Below are 19,963 nucleotides of genomic sequence, written 5' to 3'. Positions count from 1 at the left end.
CCGGGGCGGACGGGGCCCCGGACTTGGGTGTTCCGGCCTCAGACGCCGCCGGCGGACGGTGCGCGGGTGTCGTCGGTGTCGTCGTCGGGGTCGGCGGCGTCCGCCGCGCCGGCGCCCAGCAGACGCAGGGCATCGGCTTCGGGCAGGGCCTCCACGCCCTTCAGGTTGCGCAGCATGGCGCGCGTGCGGACCTCGGTCTGGCCGATCTTGTTGCTGGCGGTGTCCAGGGTCTTCTTGACGCTGGCCAGCGATTCGCCGAACTTGCCGAACTCTGTCTTGACGGCCCGCAGCACCTGCCAGACCTCGGAGGAACGCTGTTCGATCGCCAGCGTGCGAAATCCCATCTGCAGGCTGTTCAGCAGCGCGGCCAGATTGCTTGGCCCCGCCACGTTGACCCGCAGGTCGTGCAGCTTGTCCAGGAGGCCGGGGCGGCGCAGCACCTCGGCATACAGGCTTTCCGTGGGCAGAAACATGATGGCGAAATCGGTCGTGTGCGGCGGCGCGATGTACTTGCCGGCAATCAGCCGCGCCTGCACTTCGACCGCGCGGCCCAGCGCGGCCCCGGCCGCCTTCACGCCTTCGGCGTCGGCCGCTTCCTGCGCATCCATCAGGCGCTCGTACTCTTCCTTGGGAAATTTGGCGTCGATCGGCAGCCAGACGGGATCGCCGCCATCGCCGCGCCCCGGCAGCCGGATGGCGAACTCGACGGCGGCATCGCTGCCCGGCACAGGCTTGACGTTGCTGGCGTACTGATCCGGCGTCATGTTGTCTTCGATCAGGCGCGCCAGTTGCACTTCGCCCCACGTGCCGCGCGACTTCACGTTGGTCAGCACACGCTTGAGGTCGCCGACCCCGGCCGCCAGCGCCTGCATTTCGCCCAACCCCTTGTGCACGGCTTCAAGGCGGTCCGACACCAGCTTGAAGGACTCGCCCAGGCGCTGCTCCAGGGTGGCGTGCAGCTTTTCGTCGACAGTGCGGCGCATTTCATCGAGCTTGGCGCTGTTGTCCGATTGCAGCGACTGCAGCCGTTGATCGACCGTGGCGCGCACTTCCATCAGGCGCCGCTCGTTGATCTGGATGAGGCCCTGCAGTTGCTCCGAGAACCCCGCGGCAAAGCGCGCCAGCGATTCGGCGGATTCGGCGCGGGCGGCCTGCGCATCGCGCGACAGCCCCGCGCGCAGGTCGCCGTGCGACTGCGCCAGCTCCTGACGCAGCCCGCGCGTGGATTCGGAAAACTCGCTGCGCAGGCCGCGCTGGCCTTCGGCGATGTCGGCGCGCAGCGCGCGCTCGGTTCTTTCCAGGCCTTCCAGCAAGGCCTCAAGGCGGGCGTCCGAAGCGGACGGACGCAGCCAGGCCAGCACCGCGGCCACGAAGGCAAGCACCGCGCCACCCGCGGCCACCCAAAGCAGAATGTCGTTCAAGAAAGGGCTCTCCAAAGCGCGAATTGTAGGTCGCATTCTGCCCCCATTTCCAGCCGGCGCGGCGGGCGCGAAGACGCGGCGGGAGCAACCGGATTAAACTGGCGGCCATCCGAATGAATCGCCCCGCTTCTTTGAACTCTGCCGACCGCCCCGCCAGCACGCCTCCCGTGTCATATCAATCCGTGTTCGGACCGCTGAACCTGGATACGGCCACGCCGCTCGCGACCGGCGGGGACCGGCACATTTTCCAGCACCCGCATTCCCCGTCCCTGCTCGTCAAGGTCATGGACATGCGCGCGCGGGCGATCTACCTGGAAGCCCGGCCGTTCAAACGCTGGTACAAGCAATATCAGCGCGAAAGCGCCTATCGCGTCTACCTGAACGAGATCTCGGAATACGTCACCACCACGACTCGCCCCTCCGGCGTGTGGCAGGTGCCCATGGCGCGCATTTTCGGTGTGGCGCAGACCTCGCTTGGGCTGGGACTGGTTGTCGAAAAGATCACGGACGAGGCGGGCAACATGGCGCCTACCTTGACCGAACTTGCGATGAAGGGTCAGTTTGACGAGGCCCTGCGGGCGCAGCTGGACGAATTCTTCGACGACCTGGCTGACGCGCACGTGGTGGTGCATGACATGTCCAGCAGCAACATCGCGGTGGGCCTGAACGCCGACGGCAAGAAGGGGCTGTACCTGATCGACGGCTTCGGCGTGCTGCCGCTGATTCCGCTGTATGCATGGAGCAAGCGCCTGAACCGCCGGCGCCTGCAGCGCAAGTACGCCGAACTGCGCGAATCGCTTGCCCGGCGCGTCCGCGAAGCCGGCATCTAACCGCCGGCCGGCGCCTCGGGCAGCACGATGCCCTGCCGGTCCACCCACACATAGTCCTGTCCCGCGCGCTGGCCGCGCCGCAGCGGGTTGCGCGTGCAGAAGGCGGCGTAGGCCGGATCCACGAACCGGTAGCTCAGGTGCTCGTCGCGCCCCGTGGGGATGCCCAGGCGCGTGGTGCAGATCAGATACGGCGGGGACTCGCCCACGTCTTCGACGTACAGGGCCTCGGGATCGAAGCGGCGCGCATCCCACTCGGGCACTTTCAGGCCCAGCGACCGGCACAGCAGGGTCTGCCCCGCGCAAAGCGCGCCCAGCGCCCGGGGCCGTCCTTGCGCATCGGGGTTGAGCTCGCGCATCCGGTCCAGGGCTTCCGGGCCGGACAGCGCGTCGGTCCACGGATAGGCGGACTTGATCAGCACCGCGTTGCCGGGGCCGCCGGCGCTGAAGTTCAGCGAATCGCCCCCGCGGGCGTAATACATGTAGATGGTGCCGCCGTCCATGAACAGGGCGCGGCGCTTGTGGGTGTAGCCCAGCGAGGCATGGCTGCCCCGCTCTTCCAGATAGTAGGCCTCGGTCTCGATGATGCGGGCCGACAGCCACAGGCCGCCGACCCGGTGGCGGATCACCTTGCCGGGCAACTCGCGCGCCAGCTGGGCCGCATCGCGGTCGAAGAAGGCGTCCGGCAGGGCCCGGCCGGGCCCGCCCCTGGCCTCAGGCGAAACGCTCGCCGTAGCGCTTTTCACTGAAGCCAACACTCACCTCGCCATCCGGCGTGACCGTCACCGGACGGCGCACCAGCGCCGGGTATTCGGCGATCAGCTTGGTCCACTGGGCGTCGGTGTGCGCGGTCTTGCGGTCTTCGGGCAAATTGCGCCACGTCATCGAGGCGCGGTTGACCAGCTTTTCCCAGCCGCCGACCTGCTCGGCCCAGGATTTGAGCGTCGCGGCCGCCACCGGATTGTCGCGATAGTCCACGAAGGCGTGGTCGACGTCGTGCTCGGTGAGCCAGTCGCGCGCCTTCACGCACGTGCTGCATTTGGTCAGGCCATACAGGGTGGTTTGCGTCATTTGGATTCGGACTCCTTGCGCCATTGCATGCGGTTGGCGAGGATCACGCACGTGCCCACCGCCAGGATGAACAGGGTGGCCAGCGCGTTGATCTCGGGCTTCAGGCCCAGCCGCACCCGGGAGAAGACCTCCATGGGCAGCGTGCTGGAACCGGGGCCGGACAGGAACGACGCGATGACGACGTCGTCCAGCGACAGCGTGAAGGCGAGCAGCCAGGCCGACGCCAGCGCGGGCGCGATGAGCGGCAGCGTGATCTTGAAGAACACCGTGATCGGGGTGGCGCCCAGATCCAGCGCGGCCTCTTCCAGCGAGCGGTCCAGGTCGCGGATGCGGGTCTGGATGACGACGGCCACGAACGCCATGCACAGCGTCACGTGCCCCACCCAGATCGTGAACATGCCGTTCTGCTCGGGCCAGCCCAGCGCGCCGCGCACTTCGACGAACATCAGAAGCAGCGAGATGCCCAGCACGACCTCGGGGATCACCAGCGGCGCACTCAGCATGCCGACGTAGAGGGCAAAGCCCCGAAAGCGCCCCATGCGGCCCAGCACGTAGCCGGCCCAGGTGCCGATGATGACCGCTGCGGTGGCCGTCAGCACGGCAATGCGGAAAGACAGCCAGGCGGCGCGCAACAGCGCGTCGTCGTTGGCCAGCGAGTGATACCAGCGCAGCGAAAACCCCGTCCACGACGTGACGGACGGCGACTCGTTGAACGAAAACACCATCAGGCTGATGATGGGCACGTACAGAAAGAAGTAGCCCAGCCCCAGCACCACGGCGCGCAGCGTCTTGTTCGGACCGTTCATTTGCGGCCTCCCCCCTGCTGCTTGACCTGGCTGTACTGGAAGTACACCAGCGGCACGAGCAGCAGCAACACCATCACGCACGTCACGGCCGACGCCATCGGCCAGTCGGCGTTGTTGAAGAATTCATTCCACATCACACGGCCGATCATCAGCGTGTTGGCCCCGCCCAGCATTTCCGGGATCACGTATTCGCCGACGGCCGGGATGAAAACGAGCATGGCGCCCGCGATCACGCCCTGGCGCGACATCGGGACCGTGATCTGCCAGAACGCCTGCCAGGGTTTGGCGCCCAGGTCATAGGCGGCCTCCAGGAGGCGCAGGTCCATCTTCACCAGCGTCGCGTACAGCGGCAGGATGAAAAACGGCAGATAGGCGTAGACCATGCCGATGTACACGGCCAGGTCGGTGCGGTAGATCTCGAGCGGACTGGAGATCAGGCCCAGGCTCTGCAGCAGGTTGTTGAGCAGGCCGTCGTTGCGCAGGATGCCCACCCAGGCATACACGCGCAGCAGCAGCGAGGTCCAGAACGGCAGGATTACCGCCAGCAGCAGCAGGTTGCGCACGCGCGCCGACGAACGGGCAATGTAGTACGCGATGGGATAGCCGATCAGCACGCAGACCAACGTGGTGATGCCGGCGATCTTGACCGAGCTGAGGTATGTGCGGAAATACTGATTTTCCGTGAACAGCAAGATGTAGCCGCGCAGGTGCAGGCTGAACTGGATCGCCTCGTCCTGGAACTGCGCCAGCGACGTATACGGCGGGATGCCGAACTTCATTTCGGCAAAGCTGATCTTCAGCACCAGCAGGAACGGCACCAGCAGAAACAGCACCAGCCAGGCGAACGGCGGCACCACCGCCAGTGCCCGGCCCGACGGCAGCCAGTCGCGGGGCGAAAAACGGATCATGACGCAAGCACCGTCGCGCTGTCGGCGTCCCAGCTGACGAAGATTTCTTCGTCGATGCCCGGCGCATCCATCTGGGCAAGGAGCCGGCTGGGCACGCTGGCCTCGACCGTCTTGCCGGAATCCAGGCGGATCTGATAGAGGGCGTAGCTGCCCATCCAGGCCATGTGGCTGACCATGCCGTGCGCCCAGTTGTAGTCGCCATCGGGCTGCTCGCGCGACACCAAGAGGCGCTCGGGGCGGATGGACACGTGCACTTCCATGCCCAGCGGCTCGCTCACGCCGTGGTTCACGTAAAGCGGCCGGGTCAGCTCGGCGCATTCGATGGCGACGTGGTCGGGCTCGTCGACCACGATGGTGCCGGTGAACATGTTGGTCGACCCGATGAAGCTGGCGACAAAGCGCGAGTTCGGGAACGCGTAGACGTCCTGGGGCGTGCCGCACTGGACGATCTGGCCTTCGGTCATGACGGCCAGGCGGTGCGCCATGGTCATGGCTTCTTCCTGGTCGTGGGTGACCATGATGCAGGTCACGCCGACCTGCTCCAGGATCTTCACGAGTTCGATCTGCGTCTTCTGGCGGATCTGCTTGTCCAGCGCCGACATGGGCTCGTCCAGCAGCAGCAGTTTAGGACGCTTGACCAGGCTGCGCGCCAGCGCCACGCGCTGCTGCTGCCCGCCCGAGAGCTGGTTGGGCTTGCGGCGCGAATAGCCCGCCATCTGCACCAGGTCCAGGGCCTCGAACACGCGGTCATGGATTTCCGCGCGGTCCACGCCTTCCTGCTTCAGGCCAAAGGCCACGTTGGCCTCGACCGTCATGTGCGGGAAGAGCGCGTACGACTGGAACATCATGTTCACGGGCCGGCGGTACGGCGGCACGCTGGTGATGTCCTCGCCGTCCAGCAGGATCTGGCCCGAGGTGGCTTCCTCGAAGCCCGCCAGCATGCGCAGCAAGGTGGACTTGCCGCTGCCCGAGCTGCCCAGCAGCGCGAAGATTTCATTGCGCTTGACGGACAGGTTGACCGAGCGTACGGCCACCACGTCGCCAAAGATCTTTACCACGTCGGAGACCCGGACGAACTCGTCCGGGTCCGCCGCGTGCTGCGCCGAGTAACGGCTATCGTTCATGATGACTAATTTCCCAACTTCAGCTCGGACCACAACTTGTTCTGCAGACGTGAAATGTTCAAGGGCAGCGCCTTGATCACGTACAGGGTCTTGGAGACCTCGGCGGGCGGGTAGATCATGGGATTCTCAGCCACATCCTTGTTCACGTACTGCCGCGCCTCTTTGTTGGCGTTGGGATAGAACATGGTGTTGGTGATGGCCGCATGGACCTTCGGCGTTTCGATGTAGTTGATGAAGGCCAGCGCCTCTTCGGGATGCGGCGCATCCTTGGGGATGACCATCAGGTCGAACCATGCCGGCGCGCCGCCCTTGGGAATGAAGTAGTTCACTTCATAGGGCTTCTTGGCGTCCTGCGCGCGCTTGCGGGCGATCATGACGTCGCCGGAAAAGCCGTAGACCATGCACAGGTCGCCCACGGCCAGCTCGTCGATGTAGCCCGACGAACTGAACTGGCGGATGTACGGGCGGATCTTCTTCAGCACTTCCATCGCGGCCTGGTAGTCGGCGGCGTTGGTGCTGTTGGGGTCTTTGCCCAGGTACTTGAGCACGGCCGGGAAGACCTGCGCGGCTTCGTCCAGCATCGAGATGCCGCACTCCTTGAGCTTGGCGGCGTTCTCGGGCTTGAAGATCATGTCCCAGCTGGCCAGGTCCACGTCGTCGCCCATGATCTGCTTGACCTTGGTGACGTTGTAGCCCAGGCCGTTGGTGCCGTAGCCCCACGGAATGGCGTGTTCGTTGCCGGGATCGACCGTGGCAACCAGCGCCATGATTTCCGGATCCAGGTACTTCCAGTTGGGGATCTTGGACTTGTCCAGTTTCTGGAAGAGGCCGGCTTCGATCTGGCGCGAGGCGTAATGAGTGGACGGGACAACGACGTCGTAACCCGACTTGCCGGCCAGCAGCTTGGCCTGCAAGGCGTCGTTGCTGTCATAGACGTCATAGCGGACCTTGATGCCGGTTTCCTTCTCGAAACCCGGGATCGTGTCAGGGGCCGTGTATTCGGCCCAGTTGTAGACGTTGACGACCTTGTTCTGCGCCACCGCCGCCGATGTAGCTGCCGCAGCCAGCACCGCGCCGAGCGCCCAGCGCATTCCCGCCTTCAGTTCCATTATGTCCAGCCCCCTTGCTCTATGCCGTTTATGACAGGAGTACCAAAAGGCGAAATGATAAAGCCTTTTAGCGCTGACCTGCCCAACTTTGGGGGGTAATTGGCGCAATTGCCCCCGTGGCGGCCACGCGCCGGCGGGCCGGCGGTCAGGGCTGGATGCCGATGCCCCAGGCCGTCCAGTAACTGTCGCGCAGGCGCATCCAGAAACGGTCGCCGGCCTCGCCAGCCACCTTGCGCAGCGACCGGCGCAGCCGGTCCAGATTGGCCTGGCGCTGACGCTCGGACAGCGCGCCCTGTGTGCCGCGGTCGAAGTCGATGAGCCAGACCCGGCCGTCGTTGCCAATGAGGATGTTGAAGGCGTTCAGGTCGGCGTGCCAGACGCCCGCCCGGTGCATGCGGACGATGGCGTCGGCCACCGGCTGCCATAACGGTTCGGTCAGCGCTTGCGCCAAGGGCCGCACGCCCGGGATGCGTTCGACCACGATGGCCGCGCGGTAGATCGGGCCCTGGCGCCAGTAGGCGGCCGCCAGCGGGGCGGGCACCGGCAGCCCTTGCGCGCGCAGCGCGGCCAGCAGGCGGTATTCGCGGAAGCTTCGGGTGCGCGACTCGCCGTTCCACAGATACGCGTCGCGGCTGATGCGGGCGATCATGCCGCCGCGGCGGTAGCGCCGAAGCACGCCCTGCCAGCCCTGCCCCTCCACGAACCACGCGGCCTGACGTCCGCCGGCGTCCACGGGCCGCGCCCGGTCGCCGTAATGCGCGGGATTGAAGATTTCCGGCCCCGCGTCGGCCACGCGCCGCGCGTCGCTGAGCATGGCCCCGGCTAGCGGACCATCCCAGGCGGTGCGCCGCGCGCCGGATCGATCGTCACCCTGCACGATTGCGCATCCAGTCGGCAACGCCGTAGAACGATTCGAGCAGCCGCTCGATCAGGACGGGCTCGATGCCCTCGTCTTCCATCGCGCGTCCGATGCAGGCCACCCATTGGTCGCGCTCGACCTCGCCGATGGAAAACGGCAGGTGGCGCGCCCGCAGGCGGGGATGGCCAAAGCGTTCGATGTAGTGGTCGGGCCCGCCGAAGTATCCGCACAGGAACCAGAAGAGCTTGTCGCGCGCCTCGTCCAGGCTGGGGCCGTGGGCGGCGCGCAGTTCCTTGAGGTCGGGCTCCATGTCCATCAGGTCATAGAAACGGTCGACGAGGGCGCGCACGCCGGCTTCGCCGCCAAGAAGGTCAAACATGGTGCGGGAATTTTCCACGGGTTCTGTAATGGTGTGGACGCGGGACGTCATCAGGTTTCTCGAAGGGTGACGAGCGGCGGCGTGCGCAGCACGCCGCGCAGGGCAAGCGCGCCGCCCGCCCAGGCGCCCAGCATGCCGGCGCCGATGCCGGCGAGCCATGGCCAGAGGCTGAGGGTAATGGTGAAGTCGAACACCTGCGTTGACAAAACCCAAGCGATCGCCGTGGCGCCAGCCGCCGCCAAAAGGCCGGCCAGCCCGCCCACCGCCCACAGCTCGATGCGCTGGGAACGAGCAAGCTGACGGCGCGTGGCGCCGAGCGCGCGCAGCACCGCCGCCTCGCGCATGCGCTCGTCGCGCGTCGCGGTCAGCGCCGCGGACAGCACCAGCACGCCGGCGGCCAGGGTGAACAGGAACAGGAGCTGCACCGCGCGGCCCACTTCATTCAGCACGGATTGCAACTGCTGCAGGATGGCGCCCACGTCGAACACCGTCAGGTTCGGAAACTCCCGCACCAGCGCGGGCAGCACCGCCGCCTTGTCAGGCGGCAGGTAAAAGGACGTGATCCAGCTTTGAGGCATGTCGGCCAGAGCGGCGGGGGTCAGGATGGCGAAAAAATTGACGCGCATCGTATCCCAATCCACCCGCCGGATGCTCGAGACGGCCACTTCGACCTGCTGGCCGGCCACGTCGAACGTCATCTTGTCGCCCAGCCCGATTCGCAGGGACTGCGCCAGCCCCGCCTCCAGCGAGACCTCGGCCGAGCCCGGCGCCAGCCAGCGGCCCTGCTCGATGCGGTTGGAAGACGGCAGCTCGTCGCCATAGGACAGGTTGAATTCGCGGTCCACCAGGCGCTTGGCGCGCGGTTCTTCGTAGTCGTCCGGTCCCACCGGCTTGCCGTTGACCGCGATCAGCCGGCCACGCACCATCGGCGATAACGTGATGCGGCCCAGCCCTTCGCGCGTCAGCGCATCGGTCACGGCCTGGCGCTGGTCTGGCTGCACGTTGATCAGGAACCGGTTGGGCGCGTCCGGCGGCATGGTGCGCTGCCACCCCTGGATCAGATCGGTGCGGGTCATGGTCAGCAGCAGCAGCGCCATCAACCCGACAGCCAGCGCGCAGACCTGCGTGATCGTGGCCGCCCGGCGGCGCACCACGCCCGCCAGCGCAAAGCGCAGCGCGGGAAACCCGGCCGCCAGGCGGCGCACCCGCGCCAGCCCCAGGATGCACAGCCAGGCCACCAGGGCGAACACGCCGAAGGCCCCCAGGAAGCCGCCCGCCACCACGCCGCCCAGCTTGGCGTCGCCCGCGAACCACCAGATCAGGAGCGCGAACCCCGCCGCGCCCAGCACGTAACCGAAGGCGCTGCGGGCGCTGATCGTGTCCGCGTCGCGCCGCAGGACGCGGGCGGGCGGCACGTGCCGAAGCTGCGCCAGCGCGGGCAGCGCAAAGCCCAAGAGCAGCAGCAGCCCGGTCAACAGGCCCTGCAGCGCCGGAATGGCCGACGGCGCCGGCAGCGTGGTGTCGATCAGCGACCCCAGCAGCATCACCAGCACCTGGTGCACGCCAAAGCCCAGCAGGCAGCCGGCCGCGGACGAGAACAGACCAACCAGTGTGAATTCCAGCGTCAGCATCCGCGCGACCTGCGACTGCACGGCGCCCAGGCAGCGCATGACCGCAATGCCGTCGCGGTGCCGCGTCATGTAGCGGCCCGCCGCCAGCGCCACGGCCACGGCCGAGATCAGCACCGCCAGCAGCGCCACCAGCGACAGGAAACGCTGCGCGCGGTCCAGCGTGCGGCGCACTTCGGGGCGGCCCGACTCCAGCGTGGCGATCTTCTGGCCGCGCTTGAGGTTCTGGTTCAGCCAGGCGGAATACCCGGCCACGGCGTCGGGCTGGCCGGCGATCAGCATGGCATACCCGATGCGGCTGCCCGGCGCGATCAGGCCGGTGGCCGGCAGGTCGCTGGCGCGCAGAAGCACGCGCGGCGCGACGTTGACGAACTGCATGCCCTTGTCCGGTTCATAGGTGATGACGCGGTCGATGCGCAGGTGGGCGTCGCCCACATTGAGCATGTCGCCCACCTTCAGGTTCAGCAGGGCCAGCAGCTGCGCGTCGACCCACACCGCGCCTTCGGGCGGCACGTCGCGCGTGGGCGCGTCGGGCGCGAACGGCGCATCCGCCACCCGCAGCGCCCCGCGCAGCGGGTACCCGGGTTCCACGGCCTTCAGGGCGGCAAGCTGAGCGCCGTCGCCGGCGCCCACCATGGAAGGAAACTGCCACGTGCTGGACACGGTGAGGCCGCGCTCGCGCGCCTGATCCTTGAAGGCGGCCGGCACGGGCTCGTCGGCGTCCAGCACCAGATCGGCGCCCAGCATCTGGCCGGCGTCGCGTTCCAGCGCGCGGCCGACGCGGTCCGCCAGAAAGCCCACGCTGGTGACCGCCGCCACTGCCACGACCAGGGCCAGCACCAGGAGGCGCAGTTCGCCGGCACGCGCATCGCGCATCATCATCCGGGCGCCCAGGCGCAGGGTGGACCAGAAACCGGGGCGCTTGGCCTGTGACATATCAGGGAAATCCATCATTCAACTATGTTAGCCAACGGTAAGAAAGCGATCTGATTCCCGATATCATCCCGGGGCGGGAGGCAAAGCCGCCCCTAAAGATAACCAATTCCGGAGAAGACAATGCGTAAATCCTGGCTTGCGGCCACGATTCTGGCCGCCTGCGCGGCCGCCACATCCCTGCCCTCGGCGGCACAGACCACCCTGAAGATGGCCTACGCCCTGTCGACCTCGTCGCACTACGGCGCCGGCGCCGACGCGATGGCCAAGTCCATCGAGGCCTCTTCCAACGGCAAGTTCAAGGTCCAGCAATTCGCCAACAGCGCGCTGGGCGGCGAACGCGAAGTCATCGAGGGCCTGCAGATCGGCACCATCGATCTCGCGATCGTTTCGACCGGTGCAACCCTCAATTTTGTTCCCGAAACCGGCGTTTTCGATATTCCCTTCCTCTTGCGCGACCTGCCGCACGCCCGTGCCGTGCTCGACAGCAAGATCGGCCAGGACATGCTGGCCAAGTTCCCCAGCCGCGGCATCGTGGCGCTGGCCTGGGGCGAACAGGGCTTTCGCCACCTGACCAACAACGTGCGTCCGGTCAAGACCCCGGCGGATGCCAAGGGCCTGAAGATCCGCACCACGGAAAACCCGATCCACATCACCGCCTTCCGCCAGATCGGCATCCTGCCCACGCCGATGGCGTGGCCCGAAGTGGCCACCGCCCTTCAGCAGGGCACCATCGACGGCCAGGAAAACCCGCTGTCCGTGATCACGTCGGCCAAGCTGTCGCAGATGCAGAAGTACCTGTCCCTGACCGGCCACGTGTACGGCCCGGCCCTGGTGCTGATGTCGGCCAACGTCTATGAAGGCCTGTCGGCCGCCGACAAGGCCAACTTCGACAAGGCCGGCAAGGAATCGGCCCAGGCCATGCGCGCCTACGTCGACAACATCGAGAAGACGGGCGTCGAGCAGTTGAAGAAGGAAGGCATGCAAGTCACCGAAGTGGACCGCGCCGCCTTCGCCGCCGCCGTGGAACCCGCCTACCCCGAGTACTACAAGAAGTTCGACAAGAAGCTGATCGACGCGATCCGCGACACCAAGTAAGCCGGCGCGGCCCCCGTGGCGGGGCCGCTCGCCTGGCGGCGGGGCCGGCTTTCGCCGCGCGCCCGCCCTATTTTTTTCGCGACTTTCGCCAACGGAATTCACCATGCGTTTGCTCTGCGCCTTCGACCGCGGCCTGTTCAAGCTGGTCTCGGCATTCGCCCAACTCCTCTTGGTCGCCGCCGCAGCGGCCGCGTTCTATCAGGTCATCGCCCGGTTCGTGCTGCATTCGCCCGCCGACTGGAGCGAGGTCCTCACCCGCGCGCTTCTCATCTGGACCGTGCTGCTGGGCGTGGCCCTGGCCTTTCGTCACGGCGCCATGATCAGCGTGGAACTGCTGCGCAACATGCTGGGCGGCAAGCGGCGCCGGGTATTGGAAGCCATCATCGGCCTCATCTGCGCCGGTTTTCTCGGCTTTCTGGCCTGGATCGGCGGCAATATGACCTACCGCGTGCGATTCCAGAACGTGCCGAGCCTGGACATCTCGATTTCCTGGATATACCTGGCGATCCCCGTGGGCGCCACGCTGGCGGCCATCGCCGTGCTGGCCCGCTGGTGCGCCGGCGACGAAGAAGACGTGCCCGTGCGCAACGACGCGCAAGGCTGAGCCGCCCCTTATCGAACCTGAGCAGCAGATATCGCCATGTCCCAATTAATGATTGTCTCGATGCTGATTTTCTTCGGGCTGTCCGTGCCGGTCGCCGTGTCGATCGGGCTGGCCAGCCTGGCGGGCGTCGGCGCCGCGGGCATGCCCTGGCTGGTCGTCGCGCAGCAGTTGTTCGCCGCGCTGGACAAGTATCCGCTCGTGGCCATCCCCTTCTTCATCCTGGCCGGCAACCTGATGGAAGCCGGCGGCATCTCCGAACGCATGGTGGAATTCGCCAAGAGCGTGGTGGGCGGCATCCAGGGCGGCCTGGCCTGCACCTGCGTGCTGACCTGCATGATCTTCGCGGCGGTCGCCGGCTCCAGCGTGGCCACCACCTTCGCGGTCGGCGCGATCCTGATCCCCGCGATGATCCGGCACGGCTATCCCGCCCCCTTTGCGGCGTCGTTACAGGCCAGCGCGGCGGAACTCGGCGTCATCATTCCGCCGTCGATCCCGATGATCCTGTTTGCCGTGTCCACCGACACGTCCACCGGCGAGCTGTTCATCGCCGGCGTCATGCCCGGCATCCTGATCGGGGTGGCGCTGATGTTCTACGTCTGGCTCTACGCCAAGCGCAACAACCTGGGCAAGCGCGACGGCGAAGGCCGGCTGCCGCTTTGGCCGTCGTTCAAGCGCGCGTGGCTGGCGCTGCTGATGCCCGTCATCATCCTGGGCGGCATCTACGGCGGCATCTTCACGCCGACCGAGGCCTCGGTGGTGGCCGTGATGTACGCCGTCTTCGTGGGCAAGGTCATCTACCGCCGCCTCACGTTCCGCCAGTTGTCCGCCACGCTGCACAAGTCGGTCGTGTCGACCGCGGTCATCATGTTCGTGATCGCCAACGCCGGCCTGTTCAGCTTCCTGCTCAACCGCGCCGGCATTCCGGACGCGCTGGGCACGTGGCTCGCCCAGATTTTCGACACAAAGCTGGGTTTCCTGATGGGCGTGAACGCCGCGCTGTTCGTGATCGGCATGTTCATCGAGACCTCGGCATCGATCGTGGTGCTGGCCCCGCTGCTGCTGCCGGTGGCGCTGCAGTTCGGCGTGGACCCGGTGCACTTCGGCATCATCATGGTGGTCAACCTGGCGCTGGGCATGATCACCCCGCCGTTCGGCGTGAACCTGTTCGCGGCCTGCGCGGTGGCCAAGCTGCCGCTCGAGCGTATCGTCAAGCCGCTGGTGCCCTTCGTCGGCGTCGTAATCCTGTGCCTGATCGTCATCACCTATTGGCCAGGCCTGACGCTGGGACTGCGCGACCTGGTGTACGCCAAGTGATCTGCCTGCCGCCGTGCGGGCCAAGCGCCCGCGCGGGGGGTGGCGCCCGGCCCGCCCGATGGGCGTGCAGGGCCGCAGAATGAGAAAAGCGCCCGGTTGGGGCGCTTTTTCGTTCTGGGGGCCTAGATTTCGCGTTCTTCCGTCTTGAGGTTGTTGTCGCGGGCGAAGTCCACCACGAACTTGTAGGCCAGCGGCTCCAGGTCGCGCAGGCGCAGGTCGACCACGATCCCGCGCACGCCATCGATCACGACGGGCAGCACATAAGGCGAATAAGTGAGGTGGTTACCAGCACAGCCGGCCGGCCGGAACTGTGCCATTACGCCGGCGAGCCGTTCCGCCCAATCGCTGGGGCGGAAGCGGCTACCGCTTTCGGTAACGCCATGAATTACGAATTGTCTGACGCGAGTTGCCATGTGTTCTTCACTGCGGGACGCCTTTCACGAAAGCCGGATCTTCGGCGTGATCAAACATGCGTGCCGCGCCGCGAATTGTATATGATTGATCCTTTGCCCTCTTTCAAATCGCGATTCGCCCCCGATTCGCCCCTTGGAAGCGGGCACGCTGTCGATGCCATTCCCCCAGGAGGATCCGCGATGAGCTCGCCTCTGGCCAATATCTACGCCCGGCTGCCGGTATCGTTCACGCACGGCCAGGGTGTCTGGTTGTGGGACGCGGACGGCCGAAAGTACCTGGATGCCCTGGCCGGCATCGGCGTCTCGTGCCTGGGCCATGCCCATCCCAAGCTGGTCGCCGCCATCACCGAGCAGGCCGCCCGGGTCATCCATACCTCCAACATCTACGAAATCCCCCAGCAGACTGCGCTGGCCGCCCGGCTGACGGCGCTGGCCGGCATGCAGGAAGTCGCGTTCAACAACAGCGGCTCCGAAGCCAACGAAGCGGCCATCAAGCTCGCCCGCTACTACGCGTACCAGCGCGGCAACAAGCACGCCTACATCATCACGATGGATTCGTCCTGGCATGGCCGCACGCTGGCCACGCTGGCGGCCACCGGCAGCGACAAGGCGCGCAAGGGCTTCGAACCCCTGCCCAGCGGCTTCATCCAGGTGCCGTACAACAACCTGGACGCGGTGCGCGCCGCGGGCGATGCCGAGCCCCGCACCACTGCGGTGCTTCTGGAAGTCCTGCAGGGCGAAGGCGGCATCCGCCCGTCCGACATCGCCTACCTGCAGGCGCTGCGCCAGTTGTGCACCGAACGCGGCTGGCTGCTGATGATCGACGAAGTGCAGTCCGGCATCGGACGCACCGGCAAGTGGTTCGCGCACCAATGGGCCGATATCCGTCCCGATGTCATGACGCTGGCCAAGGGGCTGGCGGGTGGCGTGCCCATCGGCGCGATGCTGGCGGCAGGCCCCGCCGCGGGCGTCTTCACGCCGGGCAGCCACGGCACCACGTTCGGCGGCGGGCCGCTGGTGTGCGCCGCGGGCCTCGCGGTGCTCGATGCGCTGGAATCCGAAAACCTGCTTGAAAACGCCCATGCCGTGGGCAAATACCTGAAAGACCGCCTGGCCGGCGCGCTGGCCGGCACGCCCGGCGTGGCCGACATCCGCGGCCGCGGCCTCATGCTGGGCATCGAACTGGCCCGCCCCTGCGGCGTCCTGGCGCTACGCGCCCTGGAAGCGGGCCTGCTCATCAACGTCACGCGCGACCGCGTCATCCGCATGCTGCCGCCGCTGATCCTGACCCGGGAAGAGGCCGACCAAATCGTCGCCCTCCTGGTTCCGCTCATCCAACAGTTCCTGGCCGAAAAACCATAATCAACGTCCCTGCCGGGCCACGAGCCTGGCCGGGCCCAATGACCTGCGACATCAACATGACTCCTCCCACGACTCAAAACGGCCCGCTGCGGCACTTCCTGCAGTTCAAGGACTTCTCGTCCGCCGAGATCGCCTACGTGCTGGAACGCGCGCGCCTGATCAAGGAAAAGTTCAAACGCTATGAGCCCCACATGCCGCTGCACGACCGCACGCTGGCAATGGTGTTCGAAAAGGCCAGCACGCGTACCCGCGTGTCGTTCGAGGCCGGCATGTACCAGATGGGCGGTTCGGTGATCAACCTGACGTCCAACGACTCGCAGCTCGGCCGCTCCGAGCCCATCGAGGACACCGCGCGCGTGATCTCGCGCATGGTCGACATCGTCATGATCCGCACGTTCGAGCAGACCCGCATCGAGCGCTTCGCGTCGCATTCGCGCGTGCCCGTGATCAACGGCCTGACCAACGAATTCCACCCCTGCCAGATCCTGGCCGACATCTTCACCTACATCGAGCACCGCGGCCCCATTGCCGGCAAGACGGTCGCCTGGGTGGGCGACGCCAACAACATGGCCTACACGTGGCTGCAGGCGGCCGAAATGCTGGGCTTCACGCTGCACGTGTCCACGCCGGCCGGCTACGAACTTGAATCCGCCCGCATCGGCACGCCGCCCGACAAGGTGCTGCGCCAGTTCAAGGATCCCATGGAGGCGTGCAAGGGCGCGCACCTGGTCACGACCGACGTCTGGACCAGCATGGGCTACGAAGCCGAAAACGAAGAGCGCCGCGCCGCGTTTGCCGACTGGTGCGTGGATGCCGAAATGATGGCCGCCGCCGACCCGCAGGCCGTCTTCATGCACTGCCTGCCCGCCCATCGCGGCGAGGAAGTGACCGGCGAAGTCATTGACGGCCCGCAGAGCGTGGTCTGGGACGAGGCCGAGAACCGCCTGCACGCGCAGAAGGCGCTGATGGAATTCCTGCTGCTGGGTCAGGTCGACTGACGCCCTCCCGCAGGTAAAAAGGGGCCCGGACATCGCGCGATGTCCGGGCCCCTTCTCTTTTGTGACGCAACGGCGCTACAGGATCTTCCTGAACATCTTTCGCCGCGTGTTGCGAAAGGACGGCCGCACGCGGCTGCTCCAGTCGGTCGCGCGCACGGCCAGCCACGGCGGGCTGCCGAAGGTTTCCTGCGTGTGCAGGTCGTAGCAGGCCAGGTACCGCGGCGACTCATCGCGGCATTCCCAGCGCTGCGCGCGCACCGTGCCGGGCACCGACGCCAAGCCGGGCAGGTGCTCCTGGTCGTACCAGGCGTTCAGGTCGGCCTCGGCCTCGGGCAGCACGTCGGTTTCGACGATGTAATGCCACGGCGCCTCCTGTCCCGCCGACGCGCCCGGCAAATCCAGCGTCAGATGCAACATCCGCGCGTGCGCGCCGGGCGCCAGTTCATTCAGGCGGGCCTGGATCTGCGGCAATGCACGGGCCCCGCGCACGTATACGTAGGTGTCTTCGGCTTCCAGCGCGGCAAACGCGCTGATCTTCACATCCTCCAGCCCGTGCGCGAGACGCCCGGCCAGATCCTGAATGCGCGCCTCGTCAAACCGTTCGCCCAGCGACACCAGCAACATCGTTTCCTGCACAGCCCTCTCCTTTCAATGCCCGACGCGCAAGGCGACCAGGAAGCGCGACACCATGTTGTAGGCGCCCACCGTCGCGGTCAGTTCCACCAGTTGCGCGTCGTCATAGCGCGCGCGCAGCGGCGCGAACACCGCGTCCGGCACCTCGATATCGCGGGTCATGGCGTCGGTCAGCGCCAGCACCTCGGCCTCGCCTGGTTCCAGGCCCGGTACCTGATCCGGAGCGGGATTGCCGCGCAGCACGTCGATGACCGCCTGCGGCATGCCGCCCGCCAGCGCGTGCGGCACATGCGCCTCGAACTCGTACGGCGCGTTGTTCAAGGTCGCCACGCGCAGGATGATCAGCTCGCGCAGCCGCGGCGCCAGCGACGTCTTCTGCCGGATGGCGGTCAGCATGGCTTCCCAGCCTTCGACCACGGCCGGACTGTTCAGCAGCACCTGATACAGCGGCGAAATGCGGCCGCGCGCGGCCGCGATGCGCGCCTCCAGCACGGCCAGTTCCGGGCGCGTGCCCGGCACGACGGGTTCGATTCGGCGGGCGCTCATGCTTACTCCGGACGGATGTTCTTGCGCTGGATCAGCGCGGTCCACTTCTCGCGGTCGGCGGCGATCAGCGCGCCCAATTCCTGCGGCGTGCTGGGCGCGGCCTCGGCGCCGAACTTCTCCAGGCGGGCACGCACGGTTTCGTTGCCCAGCGCGGCGCGCACGGCCTGGTTCAGCTTGTCCACGGTGGCGGCAGGCGTGCCCGCCGGCGCGACAAGGCCGTACCAGTTGTTGGACTCGACGCCGGGGATGCCCTGCTCGGCCAGCGTCTTCACATCGGGCAGCAGCGGATGGCGGGTCGGCGCCGCCACGCCCAGGGGCTTGAGCTTGCCGCCCTGGATGTGGCCGATGAGGCCCGGCACGTCGCCGAAGAACCCGGACACCTGATTGCCCATCACGTCGTTGATGACGGGGGCCGCGCCCTTGTAAGGCACATGCAGCACCTTGGCCTTGCTGGAATCGGCAAACATTTCCAGCGTCAGGTGCGGAATGCTGCCGATGCCCGACGAGCCGATGGCGACCGACTGCGACGCGGCTTGCGACTTCTTCACGAAGTCGGCCGCATCGGTGGCCGGATTGGACGGGTTCACCACGAACACCGTGGCGTTGTTCACCACGCGCGACACCGGCGCGAAATCGCGCGCCGGATCGTAAGGCAGGTCTTTGTACAGCGCCGGGCTGATCGCCACCGCGCCAACGCTGGTCAGGAACAGCACCGAGCCGTCGGCAGGCGCCTTGGCCACGTAGGCGGCCGCGATGTTGCCATTGGCCCCCGCCTTGTTCTCGACGATGACGTTCTGCTTGAGCTCCTTGCCCAGTTGCTCGGCCAGCACGCGGCCCACCAGGTCCACCGGACCGCCCGGCGGGAACGCAATGATGAGGCGCACGGGACCGTCGGCATGGGCCGCACCGGCGGCGGCCAGGCTCAGCACGGCGGCCGAGATGATTTTCTTGAACATGGTGTCTCCTCGTTGATGGGGGTGTGCTTGCGGCTCGGGCATCCTGGCCCTCGTTCCGCGGTCTCGGTACTACTGAAATCCGTAAAGCCGCGCGGGGTTGTCCACCAGCACGCGCTGACGCAGCCCGGCGTCCGGGCAGGCCTCGAAAAACGTGTCGACCAGCTCGCCGTCGTCCGGCATGTCGCCCGCCACATTCGGATGCGGCCAGTCCGTGCCCCACAGCGTGCGGTCCGGCATGGCCTGAACGAGCGCGCGCACGAACGGGATGCCTTCGGCGAACGGCCGCCGGCCGGCGGCAATCCGGTCGATGCCGGACACCTTGACCCAGGCCGCGTCGACGTCGGCCAGGCTGAGCAGCGCCCGCATCGCCGGCGAATCGAGCCCGTCCGATGCCTTCAGCCGCCCCATGTGATCCACGACGAACGGCACCGGCAACGCGAGCAGGCGCGGCAGCAATTCCGGCAGCATCGCGCCGTCCAAGTGCAGGCACAGGTGCCAGCCTAGCGGCGCAATCAGCGCGACCACATGGTCGAACACGGCCGGATCGGGCGCGCCGCCCAGATGCGGCACGAAATTGAAGCGCGCGGCCCGCACGCCGCCCTCATGCAGTGCCTTGACGCTGGCCGCCGTGGCGTCGGCGCCCAGCAACGCCACGCCCCGATACCGCCCGGCGCTGCGCGCCAGCGCGTCCAGCAAGGCGCGGTGATCCGACCCATGGCAATTGGCCTGTACGACGACGGCCCGCTCGATGCCCAGATGGGCATGGAGCGCCGCCATGCTGGCGAACGGCGCGTCCGGCGGCGTGTAGGAGCGGCCCTGCGCGTACGGAAACACGTCGTTCGGCCCGAAGATGTGGCAATGCGCGTCGCACGCGCCCGGCGGCAGCGCGTGGCGGGGACGGGACGGCGAGGCGAGCGGCGGACGGCAATCGGGCACGGGGGACTTCCTCATTGCAAAACGCCATCCTCGCGGAA

21 protein-coding genes are annotated in these 19,963 nt (G+C 67.0%); 6 read left to right on the top strand and 15 right to left on the bottom strand.

Annotated elements, in window-relative coordinates; translation table 11 throughout:
* Positions 1-38: 38 nt before the first annotated feature.
* A complete protein-coding gene (gene rmuC / locus V6V88_RS08275) occupies positions 39-1,421 on the bottom strand; it encodes a DNA recombination protein RmuC (protein WP_062838422.1) in 1,383 nt (460 codons plus the stop codon).
* Between the two features lie 113 nt (positions 1,422-1,534).
* Here rmuC and V6V88_RS08270 point away from each other — a divergent pair, with 113 nt between their 5' ends.
* Positions 1,535-2,251: a PhoP regulatory network YrbL family protein gene (locus tag V6V88_RS08270; RefSeq protein WP_280003686.1), complete on the top strand. Its 717-nt coding sequence runs from the start codon at positions 1,535-1,537 to the stop codon at positions 2,249-2,251.
* Here V6V88_RS08270 and V6V88_RS08265 read toward each other — a convergent pair.
* The 9 genes from V6V88_RS08265 to V6V88_RS08225 form a co-directional block, all read right to left on the bottom strand.
* Positions 2,248-2,994: a DNA-3-methyladenine glycosylase gene (locus V6V88_RS08265; RefSeq protein WP_280003687.1), complete on the bottom strand. Its 747-nt coding sequence runs from the start codon at positions 2,992-2,994 to the stop codon at positions 2,248-2,250. The two genes, V6V88_RS08270 and V6V88_RS08265, sit on opposite strands and share 4 nt — an antisense overlap.
* Positions 2,963-3,319, bottom strand: a complete 357-nt coding sequence (locus tag V6V88_RS08260; protein WP_062838425.1) for a Spx/MgsR family RNA polymerase-binding regulatory protein — start codon at positions 3,317-3,319, stop codon at positions 2,963-2,965. Before V6V88_RS08260 ends, V6V88_RS08265 begins: the two co-directional genes overlap by 32 nt.
* Positions 3,316-4,125, bottom strand: coding sequence for an ABC transporter permease subunit (locus V6V88_RS08255; protein ID WP_062838426.1), 810 nt, complete (start codon positions 4,123-4,125; stop codon positions 3,316-3,318). Before V6V88_RS08255 ends, V6V88_RS08260 begins: the two co-directional genes overlap by 4 nt.
* On the bottom strand, positions 4,122-5,033 hold the full coding sequence (locus tag V6V88_RS08250; RefSeq protein WP_062838427.1) for an ABC transporter permease subunit: 912 nt from the start codon (positions 5,031-5,033) through the stop codon (positions 4,122-4,124). The genes V6V88_RS08255 and V6V88_RS08250 overlap by 4 nt, the downstream gene beginning before the upstream one ends.
* Positions 5,030-6,157 carry a polyamine ABC transporter ATP-binding protein gene (gene potA, locus V6V88_RS08245; protein ID WP_056320123.1) on the bottom strand — a complete coding sequence of 376 codons (1,128 nt, stop codon included), beginning with the start codon at positions 6,155-6,157 and terminating at the stop codon, positions 5,030-5,032. Before potA ends, V6V88_RS08250 begins: the two co-directional genes overlap by 4 nt.
* A 5-nt stretch (positions 6,158-6,162) precedes the next feature.
* The gene (locus tag V6V88_RS08240) at positions 6,163-7,266 is read right to left on the bottom strand and encodes a polyamine ABC transporter substrate-binding protein (RefSeq protein ID WP_056320119.1); all 1,104 of its coding nucleotides are present in this window, start codon (positions 7,264-7,266) and stop codon (positions 6,163-6,165) included.
* Positions 7,267-7,411: 145 nt separating this feature from the next.
* Positions 7,412-8,143: a 3-deoxy-D-manno-octulosonic acid kinase gene (locus V6V88_RS08235; RefSeq protein ID WP_062838428.1), complete on the bottom strand. Its 732-nt coding sequence runs from the start codon at positions 8,141-8,143 to the stop codon at positions 7,412-7,414.
* Positions 8,133-8,555: a group II truncated hemoglobin gene (locus V6V88_RS08230; protein ID WP_081100832.1), complete on the bottom strand. Its 423-nt coding sequence runs from the start codon at positions 8,553-8,555 to the stop codon at positions 8,133-8,135. Before V6V88_RS08230 ends, V6V88_RS08235 begins: the two co-directional genes overlap by 11 nt.
* The gene (locus tag V6V88_RS08225; RefSeq protein WP_081100833.1) at positions 8,555-11,086 is read right to left on the bottom strand and encodes an FtsX-like permease family protein; all 2,532 of its coding nucleotides are present in this window, start codon (positions 11,084-11,086) and stop codon (positions 8,555-8,557) included. Before V6V88_RS08225 ends, V6V88_RS08230 begins: the two co-directional genes overlap by 1 nt.
* A 102-nt stretch (positions 11,087-11,188) precedes the next feature.
* Here V6V88_RS08225 and V6V88_RS08220 point away from each other — a divergent pair, with 102 nt between their 5' ends.
* The 3 genes from V6V88_RS08220 (at position 11,189) to V6V88_RS08210 (ending at position 14,081) form a co-directional block, all read left to right on the top strand.
* Positions 11,189-12,163 carry a TRAP transporter substrate-binding protein gene (locus V6V88_RS08220; RefSeq protein WP_062838430.1) on the top strand — a complete coding sequence of 325 codons (975 nt, stop codon included), beginning with the start codon at positions 11,189-11,191 and terminating at the stop codon, positions 12,161-12,163.
* 103 nt (positions 12,164-12,266) lie between these two features.
* Positions 12,267-12,767, top strand: coding sequence for a TRAP transporter small permease (locus tag V6V88_RS08215; RefSeq protein WP_056320109.1), 501 nt, complete (start codon positions 12,267-12,269; stop codon positions 12,765-12,767).
* Positions 12,768-12,803: 36 nt separating this feature from the next.
* Positions 12,804-14,081, top strand: a complete 1,278-nt coding sequence (locus V6V88_RS08210; protein ID WP_062838431.1) for a TRAP transporter large permease — start codon at positions 12,804-12,806, stop codon at positions 14,079-14,081.
* 122 nt (positions 14,082-14,203) lie between these two features.
* On the opposite strand, the gene V6V88_RS08205 is transcribed toward V6V88_RS08210, so the two are convergent.
* Complete coding sequence (locus V6V88_RS08205) at positions 14,204-14,494, bottom strand: DUF3579 domain-containing protein (RefSeq protein WP_013392635.1); 291 nt, start codon at positions 14,492-14,494, stop codon at positions 14,204-14,206.
* 180 nt (positions 14,495-14,674) lie between these two features.
* On the opposite strand from V6V88_RS08205, the gene V6V88_RS08200 reads away from it, so the two are divergent.
* Positions 14,675-15,856 carry an aspartate aminotransferase family protein gene (locus V6V88_RS08200; RefSeq protein ID WP_338618765.1) on the top strand — a complete coding sequence of 394 codons (1,182 nt, stop codon included), beginning with the start codon at positions 14,675-14,677 and terminating at the stop codon, positions 15,854-15,856.
* Between the two features lie 56 nt (positions 15,857-15,912).
* A complete protein-coding gene (argF, locus tag V6V88_RS08195) occupies positions 15,913-16,854 on the top strand; it encodes an ornithine carbamoyltransferase (RefSeq protein ID WP_338618764.1) in 942 nt (313 codons plus the stop codon).
* Between the two features lie 75 nt (positions 16,855-16,929).
* On the opposite strand, the gene V6V88_RS08190 is transcribed toward argF, so the two are convergent.
* From V6V88_RS08190 to V6V88_RS08175, 4 genes are all read right to left on the bottom strand, one after another.
* Positions 16,930-17,490, bottom strand: a complete 561-nt coding sequence (locus V6V88_RS08190) for a DUF4286 family protein (RefSeq protein WP_223574832.1) — start codon at positions 17,488-17,490, stop codon at positions 16,930-16,932.
* A 12-nt stretch (positions 17,491-17,502) separates the two neighbouring features.
* Positions 17,503-18,033 (bottom strand): carboxymuconolactone decarboxylase family protein, encoded by a 531-nt coding sequence (locus tag V6V88_RS08185; RefSeq protein ID WP_223574829.1) that lies wholly within the window; start codon positions 18,031-18,033, stop codon positions 17,503-17,505.
* A gap of 2 nt (positions 18,034-18,035) precedes the next feature.
* Positions 18,036-18,989 carry a tripartite tricarboxylate transporter substrate-binding protein gene (locus V6V88_RS08180; protein WP_056320100.1) on the bottom strand — a complete coding sequence of 318 codons (954 nt, stop codon included), beginning with the start codon at positions 18,987-18,989 and terminating at the stop codon, positions 18,036-18,038.
* Between the two features lie 69 nt (positions 18,990-19,058).
* Complete coding sequence (locus V6V88_RS08175; protein WP_223576477.1) at positions 19,059-19,925, bottom strand: amidohydrolase family protein; 867 nt, start codon at positions 19,923-19,925, stop codon at positions 19,059-19,061.
* Positions 19,926-19,963: the final 38 nt, after the last annotated feature.

The organism is Achromobacter sp. E1, assembly GCF_037039475.1.
In the GTDB taxonomy this organism is placed as follows: Bacteria; Pseudomonadota; Gammaproteobacteria; order Burkholderiales; family Burkholderiaceae_B; genus Achromobacter; species Achromobacter mucicolens.
The sequence above is the reverse complement of the archived record's forward strand: the minus strand, read 5'-3'. Positions and strand labels throughout refer to the sequence as shown.